A 16,875-nucleotide genomic window follows, 5' to 3' on the forward strand; every position below is an offset into this window, starting at 1 on the left:
ATCATCCACAGGTGAAGATTGCTCAAAGGGCGCGAATAAGGGATTGTTGCGGCGAATCTTGAGATTGAGCCGCATATGCCCCTGACCAGCCCGCTTTTGGCCGACACGCACCTCCGCCATGGCGTTGAGCGTTCCCCCGATGATGTTCTGCAGACCGTCTTCGGATATGACGGTTTTCGCGGCAGGCAGCGGGAGGTGATCGAGACACTGATCTCGGGACGCGATGCGTTGGTGCTTTTCCCCACCGGTGCGGGAAAGTCCTTGTGCTACCAGATCCCGTCCTTGTGCCGCCGTGGTGTCGGGGTAGTGGTTTCTCCACTGATTGCACTCATGAAGGATCAGGTCAACGCGCTGACCGCCGTGGGTGTGAGGGCAGCAGCACTGAATTCGGCCCTTGGTTCGGAGCAACAAGAAGAAGTCCGAAACGCACTGCGCCGGGGTGAACTCGATCTGATCTATGTGACCCCGGAACGGCTGGGGACCGAGAGTTTCCGGCGTTTCCTGGACACATTGGATATTTCTCTCTTCGCCATCGATGAAGCGCATTGCATCAGCCAGTGGGGGCACGATTTCCGGCCCGAATATCTATCACTATCTTTGCTGAAAGAACGATATCCGACAGTCCCCCGCGTTGCACTGACCGCAACCGCAGACCCGCACACCCGCGAAGACATTGCGAGGCGGCTGAGACTCGAGACAGCCGAAGTGTTTTCAACCAGTTTCGACCGGCCAAATATCCGCTATGAAATTGCCGAACGCACCAACCAGCGTCAGCAATTGCTGGACTTTCTCAAGCGGCACTCTGGCGAAAGCGGCATTGTATATTGTCTGTCACGGGCAAAGGTTGAGGACATAGCTCAGTGGCTGAGCGCAAAGGGTATTCGCGCTTTACCCTATCATGCAGGTTTGCCGCAGGAGACCCGGGCCCGGAACCAGGACGCGTTTCTGCTCGAAGAGGATTTGTGCCTGGTCGCAACGGTTGCCTTTGGCATGGGGATCGACAAACCCAATGTGCGTTATGTGGCCCATTTGGATTTGCCGTCATCTGTTGAAGCCTATTACCAAGAGACGGGCCGCGCAGGCCGAGACGGCGCACCGTCAAACGCATTCATGGCTTATGGCATGGCCGATATGGTTCAGCGTCGGCGGATGATTTCTGAAGGTGATGCGCCGGACGAAGTCAAACGCGCAGAAATGGCCAAACTCAACGCTCTTCTTGGGATTTGCGAGACAACCGGATGCCGTCGGCAGGCGTTGCTTGCCCATTTCGGAGAGGTCAAGGACACCCCCTGCGGCAATTGCGACACATGCTCGGCTCCGGTCGATACATGGGACGGGACAGAAGCTGCGCAAAAGCTCCTGTCGACGCTCTACCGAACCGGCCAGAGGTTCGGTCTCAGCCATGTTATTGATGTCCTGCTTGGCAAGGAAACTGAAAAAATCACCAAGTTCGGTCACGATGCGCTGTCAGTGTATGGGATCGGTAAGGAACATCCCGCCAAGGTGTGGCAATCGGTTGCCCGCCAGCTGATCGCCGCCAGCATTATGGACGTCGATCACGGACAATTCGGGGCGCTGGTGTTGACCGAAAAAGCCCGGTCGGTGTTTCGAGGAGAACAGCAGGTGCTGCTGCGCAAAGACCGGATAGCCGCCAAACAACGCAGCAAACTGGCTGGCCGTGCGGCGTCTGTAGCCGACGACCTTGAATCTGATGATCGCACTCTGTTTGACCGCCTGCGCCGCCTGCGCACCCAAATCGCCCGCGATAACGGAGTTCCTCCGTACTTGGTTTTCCCTGATGCCACCCTGGCGGGAATCGCCAAGGCCCGCCCTGAAACTACAGCGGACCTTTTGGCGGTTTCGGGGGTCGGCCAATCAAAACTGGAAAAGTACGGATCAGATTTTTTGGATCTGGTCCGGGCTTTTGGTGTCGGGCTGTAGACGCTAACCTTTTATTTTTTTGGTTGTTTGGCTTCTATCGAAAATCAGGTGCCAGACACAAACAGATCCAATTTGGGTGGAAAACCTGTGGCCGGAACGTCACAGGCTCGCCTTTTCGCGGTCATGTGTTTTTGGTGTCTTGATCGCTACCACGGAAAGGCGATATCTGCATTTTTATCAATGTAATTACCCCAATAACGTGAATATTAAAAAACACATGCCTAAAAAAACAGTCTCGTTTTTGCGTTGGCGATGCTCGCCTCCCCATCTGTTCTGGCTGCAGATCTCCCGCAACCGCAACCGGCTTTCGATGCCGGCAAGAATTGGCAAGGCTTTTATTCTGGCGGCCAGTTTGGCTACGGATGGTTGAAAGGGGAAGACAACCTGGGGACTCCAAGCTCCACACTTGACTCTGTAATCGGCGGCGTACACGCGGGTTACAATCACCAATTTGGCAACCTCGTGTTGGGGCTGGAAGGCGAAGCGAATTTGACCAATCTCAGTTCGACAACATCAGTCGGCTTCGAGACCAATTCCGACTGGATGCTGGCTGGTCTTGTTCGTGCGGGTTTTGCCTTTGATCGGTTTTTTGCATACGGCTCAACGGGCGTTAGCTTGGCGGAAATATCGTTTAAGAGCAGCGCACGTGGCACGAAGGATTCAAACACGCATACCGGCGTGTTGCTTGGCGCCGGAATTGAGGCGTTAGTAACCGATAGTGTTTCAGTCGGTCTAGATTATCAGCATCATTGGTTCGCTTCAAAAACATATAATCTAGGAGGCAACGACTTTAAGGTCGACGGTGATCTGGATCTTGTTCGCGCACGCGTTTCTTATCACTTTTAGTCAGAGTGCATTTGAACCTGGAAAGGCTGCCGGGTAGGCAGCCTATTTTCTGTTTGCTATAGGCGAGCGCTATGACCGGACGTATTTTTGACTGACATCCTATGACCCGATGCCCGGTACACCTTGAAAGGCCTGGTCACCCCATACCCGTTTGACAGTCTGGTCCCGCCCGCAGGCTTTCCGGTAGCCTTTGTAAGCGTCGGCCCGTGTGACATAACCAAACCGGGTGAGGGTTCGAACATCGCTCTTGTAGTATGCCTGATGATAGTCTTCTGCTGGCCAGAAGACCGCGGGAGGCTCAACCGGGGTCACAACCTTTCGGCCAAGAGATTTTTCAGCCTTTGCAACTGAAGCCTTAGCTGCCTTGGCCTGGGTTTCATCAAGCGGATGGATGGCAGAAGAGTAGCCGAAGCCGCGGTCGCAGAACTGACCACCAGCGTCTGTCACATCTATGGTGCGCAAAAAGATGTCTACAAGCTCACCATAGCTGAGCGTGCTTTCATCGAAGTCGACCTTGACAACCTCACGGTGCCCGCCGCGCTCATAGTTTTTGTAGGTTGGGTTGGTGGTTTCCCCTCCAGCATAGCCTGACACCACATCCCGAACGCCTGGGACTTTTTCAAGATCGGCTTCCACACACCAGAAACATCCGCCGGCAAACACTGCCGTTTCAGCCTGCGCTGGCGCCGCCGCTGCGATTGCCGACGCTGTTGCTGCTCCCATGAGCAATGTTTTGAGGCTCATTCTAATCTCCATCAATTTTATCTGCTGACAGAAGTAGGATGAATTGTGGCATGCATCAGGCCCTCAGCCTTTCGCTCTCGCGGGTGTGATGCAAGGTGATCGAACGATACCTATGTCCGGACAATTTTCCTAGATCCACTGGACCGCGTTGACCTCAAAATCAGGCCGCTGCGGAGACATAAAGCAAAACCGGTGACCTCTTGGTGCTTCCATGACCACCCAGCCTTTGCAAGCTCCAACTTCTCGGGCGCCGAGTTGTTTGAGACGTTCCGCTTCGGCAGGAATATTGTCTGTTTCCATGTCCAGACAGACTCTCGGCGGATGATCGACCGCCTGCAGCAAGACTCGCATTTCTTCTTTGGGTTCTTTCAGATCGCGATACTTTGGGTCAACCGGCTCCCCCTCCGGCGTGCACCCAAGCGCATTTGCCCAAAAGGACGTGAACTGGTCCAGATTATCAGTTTCGCAATCGATCGCGACGACCGCCAATCGGCTTTTGTGCATGGAAATGCCTCCTCACATACGGGTAGCCCAACAATTCATCGGCTAAGATCGAAATCCCAGATCCGATGTCATCAAGAACAAATAAAGAACAAACCCGTGATGGGTTCAATGATTCACTGCATGTCCCATTGGCCGAAACGCAACAAAAGGCAATCGGGCGCAGATGAGTGTTACCGAACCATCGGCCAAGTGTCCGTCAGGCGATACCCGCCTGGCCAGGGGTCTTCCGGGTCCAGCATGTGCTGGTGGATTCCGGTAACCCAAGCGCGGCCGCTGATTTCCGGCCGAATTGCCGATTTGTTGCCGACCCGGGCCTCACCAAGAATCGTGCCATCGAACCGCGATCCGATGATCGAAATCCCGGAGAGCGTTTGCCCGGTCGTCATCAGTCCCTTTGCATGCAATAGGGCCATTCGGGCACTGACCGCAGTTCCTGTCGGGCTGCGATCAATCTTTGCAGGCTGGATGGCAACAACGGATTTGGCTTCATAGCCAGTTGATGTTTCCTGAAGCGGGCCTGCGAACAGACAAAACGAAAAATGCTGCCAATCCGGCTGCTCTGGGTGATGGAATTCCAGCTGGCTATTGGCAGCATTTGTGATTTTAACACCCAACTCGGCCAACGGGCGCGCGTTTCGCTCTTCCAGCGCCAAACCGATATCCTGCGCTTCAACGACCACGAAGCTGTCACCGCCATAGGCCGTATCGACCCTTAGTGTGCCAAGGCCCGGCACATTCAGCATCTGATCCAAATCACCGGCGAAGGCAGGCACATTTTCGACATGGATCCTCTTGGCCTTGCCATGGGCGCAGTCAGCACGCACGCGCACCAATCCGCCCGGCGCTTCCAACACCATATGTGTCACCGGCTCCTGCATCTCGATCAGGCCCGTATCCAGCAATACAGTCGATACACAGATTGAGTTGGAACCGGACATGGGAGGCGTGTCTTCCGGCTCCATAATGATCCAGCCCATCTGAGCCTCTGGATGTTTGGCCGGAACGAGCAGATTGACATGGCGGAAGACGCCCCCGCGCGGCTCGTTGAGCACGAAGTCTCGCAAAGTGTTGTCTTTCGCGATCCAGCTGCGCTGCTCCCAGAGCGTGTCCCCGGGTGGTGGCACCACCCCACCGACGATGACATCGCCGACTTCCCCTTCCGCGTGGCAGGAGACAACATGAATTACCTTGGATGCGCGCATGAGACCTCCAGATAGTTTGACCTTTATTGCGCTCGTTTCATCAGCGCAGCGGGAAACCTTTTGACCAACCGGTTCCCTCCGCTCGTATGAATTGCTTAGCAGACACTAGTCAAAAAGGAACTGGAACCAGTCATTTCTGACCAACCCGTCAGCGCGCTCGAACGATCACACAGGAGAGGTCGCGACTGCCAGGCGAACAAAACCAGGCATTGTACCAGCGCCTTTCCGCAAACTTATTGGGAATACCATCGCTTGGTTTGTCTATCGCCCAAACGAATAGAATGCGTGGGCTATTGTCCCTGAGCGACAGAAACTTCTCTTGCCGGGCTGGCCAAAGATTCGATCAAACGCGGCAGCGGCCAAAACTGCTAAGGGATTGGGTTTCCCGGTCTGAGGGTTGAGCCATAGCCGGTGGCGGGTTGCCCTGCTAGATTTCCATGAGGGGATGCTACGACTAGCCGGATTTGAGCGATTTTTGCAGCAACCCTCGAGGCAAGGTTTGGCCCGTCTTCTATCAGATGATCCGCTTCCGACCGCGCAGCCGCGTGATCTCCTACGCAGACCGCCTCCTTGGCGATCCGCAGGAGCGGCACATCATTGCTGTCGTTGCCGAACGCGGCATCCACTGGAAAGGAATAGCCCAGAGCCAAGAGGCCGCCTGCTTTTGTGATACCACGGGCCATGATATCAAAGGTTCCATCCTGATGGGCGAATAGGCTGTGTCCCCCCACATCCTGACAAAAGCTGAGCGCTTTTCCATCGGGATCCGTCGGCAAAACCAGGATCTTGATCACGCTGTCATAGTCGGACGCATCCCCCACCCGCAACAGCGGACCAATGTTCACCTCGACACGGGCATGGAGCGAATGGAACGCCGGGCTGAATACGACAAAATCCGTTCCATAGGCGAGATAGGCGCAGTTCAGGCGATCCAGTTCCGCCAGGATACGCAATACCCCCCGCCCCTCAAGCGCCGCGCCATAAACGAGTTTGCCCTTTTGATATCCCACTGCGCCATTGGCGCCAATGATATCAAAGCGCTCAAACAGGCCGGACGGCAGCACCTCCATGATGTTCACCGGGTGACGGGCAGACGCAATGACTACGCGATCTGGCGCTATCAATGTCCAGAGTTGCTGCAGGATCGGATCGGCAATCTCGTTGCCGGAAAAACAGATGGTCCCGTCCAGGTCAAAAACGAATACAGCCATCCCGGTGACCTAAGTCCAGGAGGGACATTGGAAGGGAGATACGGCAGGTCTGATTTTGCGGCCAAGCAAGTGCACAAACCGGTCGTATTTTTGTCTGACGGTATCTTCCGAGGATCCTGCACGGAAGGTGTCTTTGCTGGTGTCCGTGCCGGCTTCGCCAAAAAAGTCCTCTTGATCAGCCACGTAGACCGCGCGCATGCAGTCCGGAGATACTTCCCCGAAAATGGCCCGACCGGTGTGGTCGATCTTGAAGCAGATATCATCCAACCGGATGCCGCAGGCGCTCAAATGGCCATAAAGCGCGGCAAACGCTGCAAGCGCCGTGTGTTCGGCGGCCGCAGCATCCATGAACTGTGCAGCGAGCTGGGTCGGAATACACTCGTCCCTGAGCCGCGTTCCGTCATCAGATTTCAGCGGATTGGTGTAGTCGAACCGGACATAGGGCTGATGGGGGCGATCCGGCAAAAACCGGCTGTTGGTTAAGGTCCTGTGTTCGGAAATCTTGTAGAGCGCATGTTTGGGCGTGCCGACATGCCGGGCTTTGACGACAACTTCGATCGGCGGGACATAGTCTGCACCGTCATGCTTCAGCCGCCGGGTTACATAGTAGTCCTCGCCAAAGGCCACAGCAGCAACACTGACACCCGCTCGCCGGAGCACTGTCGTCAAAGCCTCAAAAGACCTCAAGCGCGCGGTATCGGTACCCTCAATCATCGCGGAACGGTTTTGGGTGTAAGAATAGAGGCTTGGTATCATACGGACCATGACATGGTGGTCGTCGACAATGCGGATGTCTTTGGATTCTCCGCGGCAGAGAGGCCGGAGCTGATCCCAGTTGCTGCGGGCAGCTTTAAAATCAGGGCTCTCGATTTTTGTTTGAACATTCATATTAGCTCCCCTTCCAGCAAATTCTTGTTTTTAGATCATTCAGCACGCACCAGATCTCCGTTGCCAGAAGACGCACGGCGTAAAAAAACACGAGCGATTACAAAACCAATCAACGCCGCAGAACTGCTCAAGACGGCAAATCCCTGTGCCCCTGATAGCTCAGACACGAATGTCGATAGGACTGGCCCGGCCATGCTTCCCAGCGCGCCCAATTGGGCAATCACACCAAATGCTAGGGCTTCTTGGTCCGCTGAGCGGGTAAGGTTGGGAACCAGCACGAAAATTGAGCCTTGCACCAGACCGGAGGCCAGCATCAACGCCAGAGCGGCAATAACATAGGCTCCATGCGCGGCAGCATCTGCACCAATGACGGGCAAGAGGCCCGCGAGCGCTGCAATTACCAAAAACCCAGAAACAATGGTTTTGCCCGCCGGAAAACGCTTTGCGGCAGGTCCGGCCATCAACGTACCGATGATGCTGATCAACGGCATGCCAACCAGCAGAAACGCCCGGCTTCCGTCTGTAGGAGCAAACAGAGGCAGGCAGATAAGTAACCCGAGATAGAGGCTTGCATGAAAAAAGAACAGGACGCCGGGCAACATGGTTGCAGCGCTGCCATAAGCTTTGGCGGTCGTTGCAGCTTGTTCCTGCAAAAACATGCTGACCTTCGTTGCAGAAACAGACCGTTGACCGGTGTTCTCCAGCCTGGTCAGCGCCAGCGAAAGCCCGACGAGAAGCAGCAGTCCGCCCTGAGCGGCCAAGAAGGCCGAAACACCAGACCTAAAAATAAAATCGGGACCCCAATACCCAGTGACGGCAAATGCAACCCCGTAAAACGATCCCCACAGGGCCATGGCAAATGGCAGCGTGTTTTTAGGCGCATATAGACTGATGAGCGTCGGGGCCGCCACTACAATGACCAGGTTGGTTATCCCCTCTAGCAACCGGAGGCCGTAAAACACCGGGTAGGCAGGCATAAGGGCTTGCAAAAATGCGATCACAGCTGCAACTGCCAGAGCGGCAAACAGTGAATTCCGGTAGCCCATAAACCTGCAAACGGACGCGCCACTAACACCGAAAATGAGGCCGAACAGGCCTGCAGCGGCCATTAACGCACTGACAGCCGTCTCGGAAACGGACAACGAGACCGCAAGGGGCTGAAGGGCAATCGCAATCTTGGCAAACTGAATACCTGAACAGATCCCTGCACCCCATAAGAGCACCACGATCAGCCAGCTGCCATTTTTGTGTGTAGCGGCGCTCATCAAAGTCAGACCACGACTGAACGAGACTGCAGCGGAGCAAAATCCATCAATTCGCCAAGCTGATCCACGACAGGGGTACCAAGCTCTTCGAGCCGGTCCCGGTGCTGATGGCCACTCGCAACAGCAACAAAGTCCCACCCCCGGTCAAGCGCAACATCATAGTCATGATCGGTGTCGCCGATCATCAAAACGCTGCTGGCTCCGGATTGGCCGATCAACCGATCCAGATCGCGGGCGCGATCGAGCTTGCCCATCGCCGCCTCATCATCAAGACCATACAAATGTGTGACCAGGGGAGCGAGCTGCTTGCGCTGCGCAATCCGCTCAAGCGTCTTTTGATGGGATGCCGACAGGACCGAAATTGGGACATTGTGCTGCCGGAGGGCATCGGCAAGATCATGAAACCCGGCGCAAATCTCGCAATCCGCAACTTGATTGTCGAAGTGGTAAAGATAGGCCGTCACAAGCTCCACAAAGGAGCGTTTGCGGAAGTCAAATCCGATTGAGGCATAAAATTCTGCAATCGGGAACCTGAAATGCCGCCGGTAAGTATCGGCGTCAACCGCGCCCAGGTTCACGTCTTCACGGACTCTGTTGAGAGACTGAACGGCAAGTCCAAGGTCATCAACGACGGTTCCGTTCCAGTCAAAGACAATATGATCATACTCGAGTAGGCGGAGCTTCATCGGTCTGACCTTTTGTAGCTGTTCAGCGCCTCAATCATCTGGTCGCGCTCCTTGACACCGATATCGGGATGAACCGGAAGCGTCGCTATGGATGACAGGAGCCGCGCTGCGTTGGGGCAAGATGCGGATCGCCCCTTGAGAACCGGAAACTCGTAGAGCGGCCGACAGCGATAGATCTGGATGTCTGACGGGATTTTGCGGCTGGCGAGGTGGGCGTTTAAAGCAGCCCCATTGCCGGAGCGTTCTTTTATGAGCATCTTGACGCCGCAGGCTTCGCCTCCAGGAATTTCAGGAAACGACGCAAGCTGCACATTTTTCAAGCCACATGCGAGCTCGCCCATACAGGCTCTGCGCTTGCGGATATGGTCCGACAAAAGCGGCAAACGCGCCCGTCCGAGCGCGGCCTGCAAGCCACCGAGTTTATAGTTGAGCCCGTTGCCGTCCTTGTAATGGCGCGCTTTGCGTGCCGCTTGGGCAAGATCGAAGCGCGAGGTCAGCACAAAGCCGCCTTCGCCGGTAACAAGCATTTTGGTTGCGTGGGTTGAAAATGCGGCCACATCGGCATAGCGCCAGATCAGATCGCCATTCAGGCTGATACCGTGCCCGAGTGCCAGGTCGATCACAAAGCTGAGCCCGTGCATTTTGGAAAAGTCGGCGGTTTGCGCCGCCTCGACCGGGTACCCCCACATCGGCACTTCCAGGATCGCGCGCGTTTTGGAGCTCAAATTTTTCCGCGCCGCCTCCAAATCGATCGAAAAACTGTTTTCGCGGGTGTCGCAAAACACCGGAGTGGCTCCGAGGGTTGTGAGCGCGAACACTGTGCATAACGGACATGTTGGTGCCAGTAGCACTTCATCGCCTTGCCGGACCCCGGCCGCCGCAAGGGCTACCAACACCGCCGCGTATCCCGATGACACGCTGATTGCATAATTGGCGTGAAACCAGTCAGCCAATGCTATTTCATAGGAAAGCACCGCCTCACCGTCGCCGGAGTAGTTGTGTGCCAGCGCACGGACCAGCTGTTGCGCATCCTCTGATGAACGCGGATCAAAAAAATCCGGAATACCGGCGGCCCGCGGCTGCTCGGAACCGTTTTTTTGCAACCCGAGCGGCGCATTGGGAAAAAGCCGCCGGATCTGAACCCGCGCTACCTCCGCCTGGATTTGACTGAGTTTGTGGTTAACCCCCAGATGAACACCATCAAGATTGCCAAAATGACAGTACCTGCGGAGTGCTTGTGCCGTCCCTGGGTCGCGAACAACCAGTGCGCCACCTTCCCCTGTGTTGATCGGCTGGTCTTTTCCGGTGTCGATGAGCGCGATATCGGCAAAATGAGCAGCAGACGACGCGTCCTGGATCTGGCAGCCCGAAAGATCAACCAGCAATGGAATACCGGCTGCGCGCGCTGCCTGCTCTAGGCGGCGCAGCTTGTCCAAGTTGCCCTCATAGACGCAAAAGACTGCAGAGTACGCACCCAGAGTATGCGCAAGAGTCTGTGAATCGTGTTTTTCCAGCAGCTTGGTTGCCACTCCGGCTACACGGAACCCTGCTCTAGCCCAGCCCGGAACATGGGAGGCCGCGGCAACCGGAAGTTTGGCCTGCAGCCCCAAGGCGCCGCAGATTACGGTGATCATGGCCGTATCGCTGGATACGGCGACGGCCTCTGCCAGGCCAAAGACCGCCGCGAGCTCGCTCTCATACAGTTTGACTGCCGATGTCCCGCCATCGCCAAAACTGGCTGCAGCCCGACAAGCCGCATCGACCAGCTCCCGATCGGCGGTGCCTGTACAGCCGGCAGGATAAATCGCGCCGTCATACATGTCCCGGGCAGCCAGATCGCTCATGACGCCTGCTCCAGGGCCGTGCCGGCATGGAACAATCCGTGCACGGTTTCCGCGATATATCGAATATCCCCCTCGCTGAGCCCCTCATGGCAAGGAATGGTCAAAATGGACGAAATCATTTTTTCCGCGTTGGGACAGCGACGCTCGAAGGCGCGGAACGCGGGTTCTTCATAAAGCGGTTTGTAGGCGTATCTCACCGTGTCGGAAATGATGCCTGCTTCCTGCATCTTGCCGCCAAGGTCGGCGGCACAAAGGTCCGGATGCACCCAATACACCATCGCATATCCGTTGATTTCCAGCCCCTGGAACCTTTGGAATTCGAGCAGGCCCGGGCAGGACTGCAAGCGGCTTCGAACTGCCACCACTCTCTCACGTCGCGCAGCTATCTTGCGATCGAGCTTTTCGAATTGCGAAATGCCAAGCGCCGCGCAGAGCGGCGGGAGCTTACAGTTGCTGCCAAGCTGCGTTCCAAGCGCATAACCTCCTGCTGCGTCCCAAGTCGCGCCATGGTGAAGCCAGCTCTTCATTCGCTCATGGACAGCTGCCCGCCTGATCAGACAAAAGCCCCCCTCGCCGGTGCTGACAAGTTTGCGTTCATGGGTGCTGAATGTCGCCACATCTCCGAAAGTCCCAAACAGCCCGTTACCCGCATGGGCTCCAAAAGCGTGCGCGCAATCTTCGATCAAGAAAAGGTTCTTTGCAGTACAAAAGGCTTGAACCGGCGCCATATCAAAGGGATACCCCCACATCGGTACCGTGATCACTGCGGCCAGCCCGTCTCGAGCCAGACGCTCCAGGTCATCGAGATCCGGCCCGAAGGTATCCTCCGCAACATCATAAAACACCGGCTCACACCGGAGATTGAACAAGGGCAAAATGGTCATGACCGGCGCCGTAGGCGGCAGGGCAACCCGGTCGCCCTCCCCAAGACCCAAAGCCCGCAGCGCCAATTCGATTGCTACAGTGCCATTGCTGCAAGCTAGTGCGTGCGGCACGCCAAAATAGCCGCTGATCACCTCTTCATAGTCCTGAATGATTGGCGATTTTCCCGAAAAACTCCGGGAATTGAAAGCGCGTACCACCGCATCGATATCATCCGCATCGAAGGCGATATGCAGGTTTTGCAGCGGCTGTTTGGAGGGCTGTTGTCTCATGGCTAAACAGCCTCCCGCGTCAGAGAATGCATGGCTGGCTTTGGAATGTACCGCCGACCGGCAACCTGGCTTTCGATCTGGTCCAAGCACCGGTACGTTTCAGCCACCGACGCAAAGGAAATTCGGGACTCCCGTCCCTCCTCCACCGCGGCCAGAAACTCCGCCATCTGCCCGGCATATCCCGAACGCTGATAGCCCGAATCCAAAGGAGACGGCGCCCAGTGTTCCGACCAGCGCTTCTCCTCTTCGTTGGCATACACCTTGCCAACTTCCGTAACGCCCATGTGCCACAACGCGGAGCTTGAGATGTGACGGCCATCACTGCACACCGCATCAAAATCAAATACGAAATGGGGACTGGTATTTGCTGTGATCAAGGACGCATGCTGGCCGTTGGCAAACGTCACCATTACTGTCATGTCGATGACGCTGGCCTCATCGCCTCCGAACACGGCAAGCTCGTCAACCGGCCCGCACAAATCGATCAGAAAGTCTAAGCTGTGGATTGTCTGCGCATGCAAAAAGGACCGCAGTGTCGAAGCGTAATTCCAAAAAGGGTCGGTTGGCTTGTTGCAGTAATGCCGCAGACTAATGGAACTCAGCTGACCGCTGGCCAGCGCTTTCAGCCGGGTTGAGACGGCAGCAAACCGAAAGTTCATTCCAACGCCCGTTGTCGTACGCTTGCGGCGCGCCAGAGTGATCAATTCCTCCAAATGTCTGGAGGATGGCGCCGGTGGCTTTTCGACGAAGACCGGAATGCTCCGGTCTAGGCAGAAACGCGCGATTTCGTAGTGATCGTCGGGATAACAGGCCGCGATTACCGCATCGGGGTGCAAGTCATCGATCATTTGCCGGTAGTCAGAGTAGCCGCAGTCAAGGCGGAAACGCTCCTGTGCCTGCCGCCTGCGGTGGGCGTCTTTTTCGCAGATACCTGCGATTTCGACCCCTGAAATCAACTGACAGCAGGGAATGATATTCTCTTTGGCCTGTGGCCCAAATCCAATGAAACCAAGTTTCATGACGCCACCAGTTTTTGATTGAGGATCAGAACGGATAATTTGTCCGTAAACCGCGCAAGACAGCGGCGGGGAACCCACCGCAATTCCTTGCTTTCCGAGGTAGGGCGCAACACCTCACCGCGGTCGGCGGTCATCAGAAACCGGACATCAAAATGTTTGTGTTTCGGCATTTCGGAGTTCGCTGGGATATCATGAACATCGACATCGAATATGCCGGACGAAAGCAGGCGTACGCTGGACAAGCCGGATTCTTCGCGGGCTTCCTTTAACGCGACGAACTGTGCATCGCGCACTCCGTCGCAATGGCCGCCAAGCTGCAGCCAGCATCCCAGTTTCGCATGGTGCGTCAGGAGAACATGCTCACCTGTCTCGTCCAGGATGAAAGAGGACGCCGTGATGTGTCCAGCCCGTTTTGACCGGCTAAATGCATCGTCATTTTGCTGAATAAACTTTCGTGTATTTAATGCAAATTTAAAATCCCGATCATTTTCCGGTCTAAAAATTCCGCAATACGGAATTTCTATTTCGCGGAACATATCCTTTTGTTTTTGAAGGCGTGCCAAATTTAGCAATTTGTCCATCCCTATATTCAGAAATGAAAATTTCTGCGTATTTTTTTCATTTTTTTCTATTCGAACCTGACGGAAATCTACAGAAAAAAATTTTAATACTTAGCATAAGAAACAGTAATATAAATGCATTTTATGCGTGTTAAATTTCCGTAATTTCTCTCCTAGTTGTGGATTCGCAATGTCCCGACCTCTTAGTCTCGACGTGAATTTGCTGCGGACTTTCGTCGCCGTTGCCAACGCCGGGCAAATCACCGGAGCAGCCACAAGTTTGAACATGACCCAATCGGCCGCGAGCCAGCAGATGACTCGGCTGGAACAGTTGCTTGGGCTCAAACTGCTGGATCGCTCCCCCAATAAAGTGAGGCTGTCGCAAGACGGCGATCGGCTGTATGACGCAGCCGTTCGCTTGATCGGTTTGAACGACCAGATCGTTGCCGACATCACGCGCCGCACTTCGAATCCCGACATCCGGTTTGGAGTAGCGTATGACTTGCTAGAACGTGTCGTCCCCCCGCTGCTGACGTCTTTCAGACAACACCATCAGGATCACGGAATTCACCTTGTCGGACTTCCATCGGAGGCCTTGTGCAAATTGCTGTCAGAAGGCGGCCTCGACATTGCAGTGACGACGGATTTGGCGGGCGCCTCAGCAGGCGAGGCATTGTGCGCCGACCGCCTGGTCTGGGCCGGCCTACCGAACGGAAGCGCTGCGACGCACCAGCCAATCAAAGTCGCGCTTGCCGGCGGATACGACCGGTTCACCGGGCCAGCCAGCACTGCCATGGAACGGTCGGGGCTGGCGTGGCGCCAGATCACGCAGGCCGGGGACCTTGGATCTGTGCTGGCCGTGCTTGCGGCGGATCTCGCAATAGCCCCGTTTTTATCGCGGGCGGTTCCAAAGCCGCTTGCCGCATTAGAAGCGGAGCATCTTCCCGCCCTGCCCCTGTTTCAAATCAGTCTGCAGCTAAATGACACCCTCCCTGCTCACGCCCGCCAATTCGCCGACCATATCCGGCAAGAGCTTCCAAATATCTGGGCGGAGGAGCAGTGAAGAGATGAAAATTGCCCGCACCGCTCATGTGATCAGAGCTTGTAGAGGCCTAATGGCCGGTCGGTCGGTCATTCATAAATTGTTTTTTATGAGAGATGACCTATTTTACAAGGTCAAAACAGTGCGACGAACCAATCAATAGGTCCGACCATAACAAGCCAGACAGTCTTGGAATCTAACTTCGATCTATTGGAGCGCCTGAAATGAAAAGCCGCCCAAAATGGGCGGCATTTCCAATTCGGATTGGGTAGAGATCACACCCGCCGTTCGACCATCATCTTCTTGATCTCGGCAATCGCCTTGGCCGGATTGAGGCCTTTGGGGCATGCTTGCGAACAATTCATGATTGTGTGGCAGCGGTAGAGCCGGAACGGATCTTCAAGATTGTCCAAACGCTCGCCGGTTGCCTCATCCCGGCTGTCTATCAGCCACCGGTAGGCCTGGAGCAAGATGGCCGGACCCAAATACCGGTCGCCATTCCACCAGTAACTCGGACAAGACGTCGAGCAGCAGGCACACAGGATGCATTCATAAAGCCCATCCAATTTGACGCGATCTTCATGGCTTTGCAGCCATTCCTTTTCCGGCGCAGGGGTCGTTGTCTTGAGCCATGGCTCAATTGACCGGTGCTGGGCGTAAAAGCGTGTTAGGTCCGGTACAAGATCCTTCACCACCGGCATATGCGGCAGGGGGTAGATCTTGACCACATTTCCGGCCACTTCGTCCATGCCCTTGGTGCAGGCCAGTGTGTTTGTGCCGTCAATGTTCATAGCGCAAGAACCGCAGATGCCTTCGCGGCAAGACCGGCGGAACGTCAGTGTCGGGTCGATTTTGTTTTTGATGTAAATTAGACCGTCGAGCACCATCGGACCGCAATCATCCCGGTCAACATAATAGGTGTCGACATGCGGATTGCGTCCCTCATCCGGATTCCACCGGTAGATCCGGTACTCTGTCAGATTGGTTGCCCCGTCCGGTTTGTCCCAAACCTTGCCCTCAGTGACCTGAGAGTTCCGGGGAAGCGTCAGCTGAACCATCTTTCAATGCTCCGCGTTTTGGCCCTCTAAGTCGCGTCCGGGCCGTTCTTGTTCAAAGGTGCCCGTTTTTGAGCTGGAACACCATGTTGTCTTTTGTCTCACCGGTTATGTGATAGCCCGCACTTTTCAATGCCGGCAGGCAGTCCTTGATCCAGTGTGGGCGGCAATTCGTCTCCAAAAGCAGCGTAGCTGGCCAGATTGAGCGCGGCGCTTGTTCGAGAAATGGCAGCAAAGCCCTGTCTTCGAAGCCCTCAACGTCAAGTTTCATGATGTCGATGCGCTCAAGGCCTTCCTGATCAATGACTTCCAAAAGCGGGCGCACGCCGACCGGACGCGCGGTCCAGTCGCCAGCCCATTCTCCGGTTGTCAGATCCTCGACCAGCGTGGCAAACCCGCAATTGCTCGGCTCGTGCCACAAAGACAGCGTCCCGGATTTTTCGCCGACCGCAGTGCGCACCAGCTCTATGTTGGCCAATCCATTGGCTTCGGCGTTGAAAGCAAGTTTGTCTGCCGTCTCCGGGTTTGCCTCGATCGCCAGCACATTCGCGCCGCGATTGGCCGCGAACAACGAATAAGTCCCAACATTGGCTCCCACATCTACAAATACACAACCTTCCCTGATAAGCGTATCAAGAAGCTGGTGTTCCGCATTTTCCGGTAGCCGGCCCTTGGCCAGGATCTTTCGGTCATCATAGTTCTGCGCCGGGTAGATCCGGAACCGCAAACCATCCACCTCGGTGTCATAGGGACCTTTGAAGAACCGGCTGACAAGGCTTCGGATGCGTTTGCGCAGCGCTTTGGACAGATCATGGCGGTCAGCCAGTCTCCATGCCGCACGTACAGTCCCTTCGGCAGGATAGGTGCCGAAGGGACTTGTTGTGTCCGGAAAGGCTACGCTTGCGCTCACTGGC

16 protein-coding genes are annotated in these 16,875 nt (G+C 55.6%); 3 read left to right on the forward strand and 13 right to left on the reverse strand.

Annotated features, from left to right (window positions below; all coding sequences use genetic code 11):
- Nucleotides 1-75 precede the first annotated feature (75 nt).
- A complete protein-coding gene (gene recQ, locus JM93_RS12035) occupies nucleotides 76-1,941 on the forward strand; it encodes a DNA helicase RecQ (protein ID WP_145343656.1) in 1,866 nt (621 codons plus the stop codon).
- A gap of 252 nt (nucleotides 1,942-2,193) precedes the next feature.
- Nucleotides 2,194-2,787 carry an outer membrane protein gene (locus tag JM93_RS12040; protein WP_145343658.1) on the forward strand — a complete coding sequence of 198 codons (594 nt, stop codon included), beginning with the start codon at nucleotides 2,194-2,196 and terminating at the stop codon, nucleotides 2,785-2,787.
- Between the two features lie 99 nt (nucleotides 2,788-2,886).
- Here JM93_RS12040 and msrA read toward each other — a convergent pair whose 3' ends face one another.
- The 11 genes from msrA to JM93_RS12095 all read right to left on the reverse strand — a co-directional run bounded on the left by msrA (nucleotide 2,887) and on the right by JM93_RS12095 (nucleotide 13,885).
- A complete protein-coding gene (gene msrA / locus JM93_RS12045) occupies nucleotides 2,887-3,531 on the reverse strand; it encodes a peptide-methionine (S)-S-oxide reductase MsrA (protein WP_145343660.1) in 645 nt (214 codons plus the stop codon).
- 129 nt (nucleotides 3,532-3,660) lie between these two features.
- Entirely contained in the window at nucleotides 3,661-4,035 is a 375-nt protein-coding gene (locus JM93_RS12050) for a VOC family protein (protein WP_145343662.1), read from the reverse strand.
- Nucleotides 4,036-4,205: 170 nt separating this feature from the next.
- Complete coding sequence (locus JM93_RS12055; RefSeq protein ID WP_145343664.1) at nucleotides 4,206-5,237, reverse strand: trans-3-hydroxy-L-proline dehydratase; 1,032 nt, start codon at nucleotides 5,235-5,237, stop codon at nucleotides 4,206-4,208.
- A gap of 368 nt (nucleotides 5,238-5,605) precedes the next feature.
- On the reverse strand, nucleotides 5,606-6,448 hold the full coding sequence (locus tag JM93_RS12060; protein WP_145343666.1) for an HAD hydrolase family protein: 843 nt from the start codon (nucleotides 6,446-6,448) through the stop codon (nucleotides 5,606-5,608).
- A gap of 9 nt (nucleotides 6,449-6,457) precedes the next feature.
- Complete coding sequence (locus tag JM93_RS12065) at nucleotides 6,458-7,336, reverse strand: phosphoribosylaminoimidazolesuccinocarboxamide synthase (protein WP_145343668.1); 879 nt, start codon at nucleotides 7,334-7,336, stop codon at nucleotides 6,458-6,460.
- Nucleotides 7,337-7,371: 35 nt separating this feature from the next.
- Nucleotides 7,372-8,601: an MFS transporter gene (locus JM93_RS12070; protein WP_145343670.1), complete on the reverse strand. Its 1,230-nt coding sequence runs from the start codon at nucleotides 8,599-8,601 to the stop codon at nucleotides 7,372-7,374.
- 5 nt (nucleotides 8,602-8,606) lie between these two features.
- Nucleotides 8,607-9,287: an HAD family hydrolase gene (locus JM93_RS12075; protein ID WP_145343672.1), complete on the reverse strand. Its 681-nt coding sequence runs from the start codon at nucleotides 9,285-9,287 to the stop codon at nucleotides 8,607-8,609.
- On the reverse strand, nucleotides 9,284-11,131 hold the full coding sequence (locus tag JM93_RS12080) for a DegT/DnrJ/EryC1/StrS family aminotransferase (protein ID WP_145343674.1): 1,848 nt from the start codon (nucleotides 11,129-11,131) through the stop codon (nucleotides 9,284-9,286). Before JM93_RS12080 ends, JM93_RS12075 begins: the two co-directional genes overlap by 4 nt.
- Nucleotides 11,128-12,285 carry a DegT/DnrJ/EryC1/StrS family aminotransferase gene (locus JM93_RS12085; protein WP_145343676.1) on the reverse strand — a complete coding sequence of 386 codons (1,158 nt, stop codon included), beginning with the start codon at nucleotides 12,283-12,285 and terminating at the stop codon, nucleotides 11,128-11,130. Before JM93_RS12085 ends, JM93_RS12080 begins: the two co-directional genes overlap by 4 nt.
- A gap of 2 nt (nucleotides 12,286-12,287) precedes the next feature.
- Nucleotides 12,288-13,304, reverse strand: coding sequence for a Gfo/Idh/MocA family protein (locus JM93_RS12090; RefSeq protein ID WP_145343678.1), 1,017 nt, complete (start codon nucleotides 13,302-13,304; stop codon nucleotides 12,288-12,290).
- On the reverse strand, nucleotides 13,301-13,885 hold the full coding sequence (locus JM93_RS12095) for an NUDIX hydrolase (protein ID WP_208995133.1): 585 nt from the start codon (nucleotides 13,883-13,885) through the stop codon (nucleotides 13,301-13,303). The genes JM93_RS12090 and JM93_RS12095 overlap by 4 nt, the downstream gene beginning before the upstream one ends.
- 169 nt (nucleotides 13,886-14,054) lie before the next feature.
- On the opposite strand from JM93_RS12095, the gene JM93_RS12100 reads away from it, so the two are divergent.
- Nucleotides 14,055-14,927, forward strand: coding sequence for a LysR family transcriptional regulator (locus tag JM93_RS12100; RefSeq protein ID WP_145343680.1), 873 nt, complete (start codon nucleotides 14,055-14,057; stop codon nucleotides 14,925-14,927).
- 254 nt (nucleotides 14,928-15,181) lie between these two features.
- Here the strand turns inward: JM93_RS12100 and JM93_RS12105 are convergent, their stop codons facing one another.
- Nucleotides 15,182-15,964, reverse strand: a complete 783-nt coding sequence (locus JM93_RS12105) for a succinate dehydrogenase iron-sulfur subunit (RefSeq protein ID WP_145343682.1) — start codon at nucleotides 15,962-15,964, stop codon at nucleotides 15,182-15,184.
- A 52-nt stretch (nucleotides 15,965-16,016) separates the two neighbouring features.
- Entirely contained in the window at nucleotides 16,017-16,871 is an 855-nt protein-coding gene (locus JM93_RS12110) for an FkbM family methyltransferase (protein ID WP_145343684.1), read from the reverse strand.
- Nucleotides 16,872-16,875: the final 4 nt, after the last annotated feature.

Origin of the sequence: Roseibium hamelinense (genome assembly GCF_007830545.1) — a bacterium.
Lineage (GTDB): Bacteria > Pseudomonadota > Alphaproteobacteria > Rhizobiales > Stappiaceae > Roseibium > Roseibium hamelinense.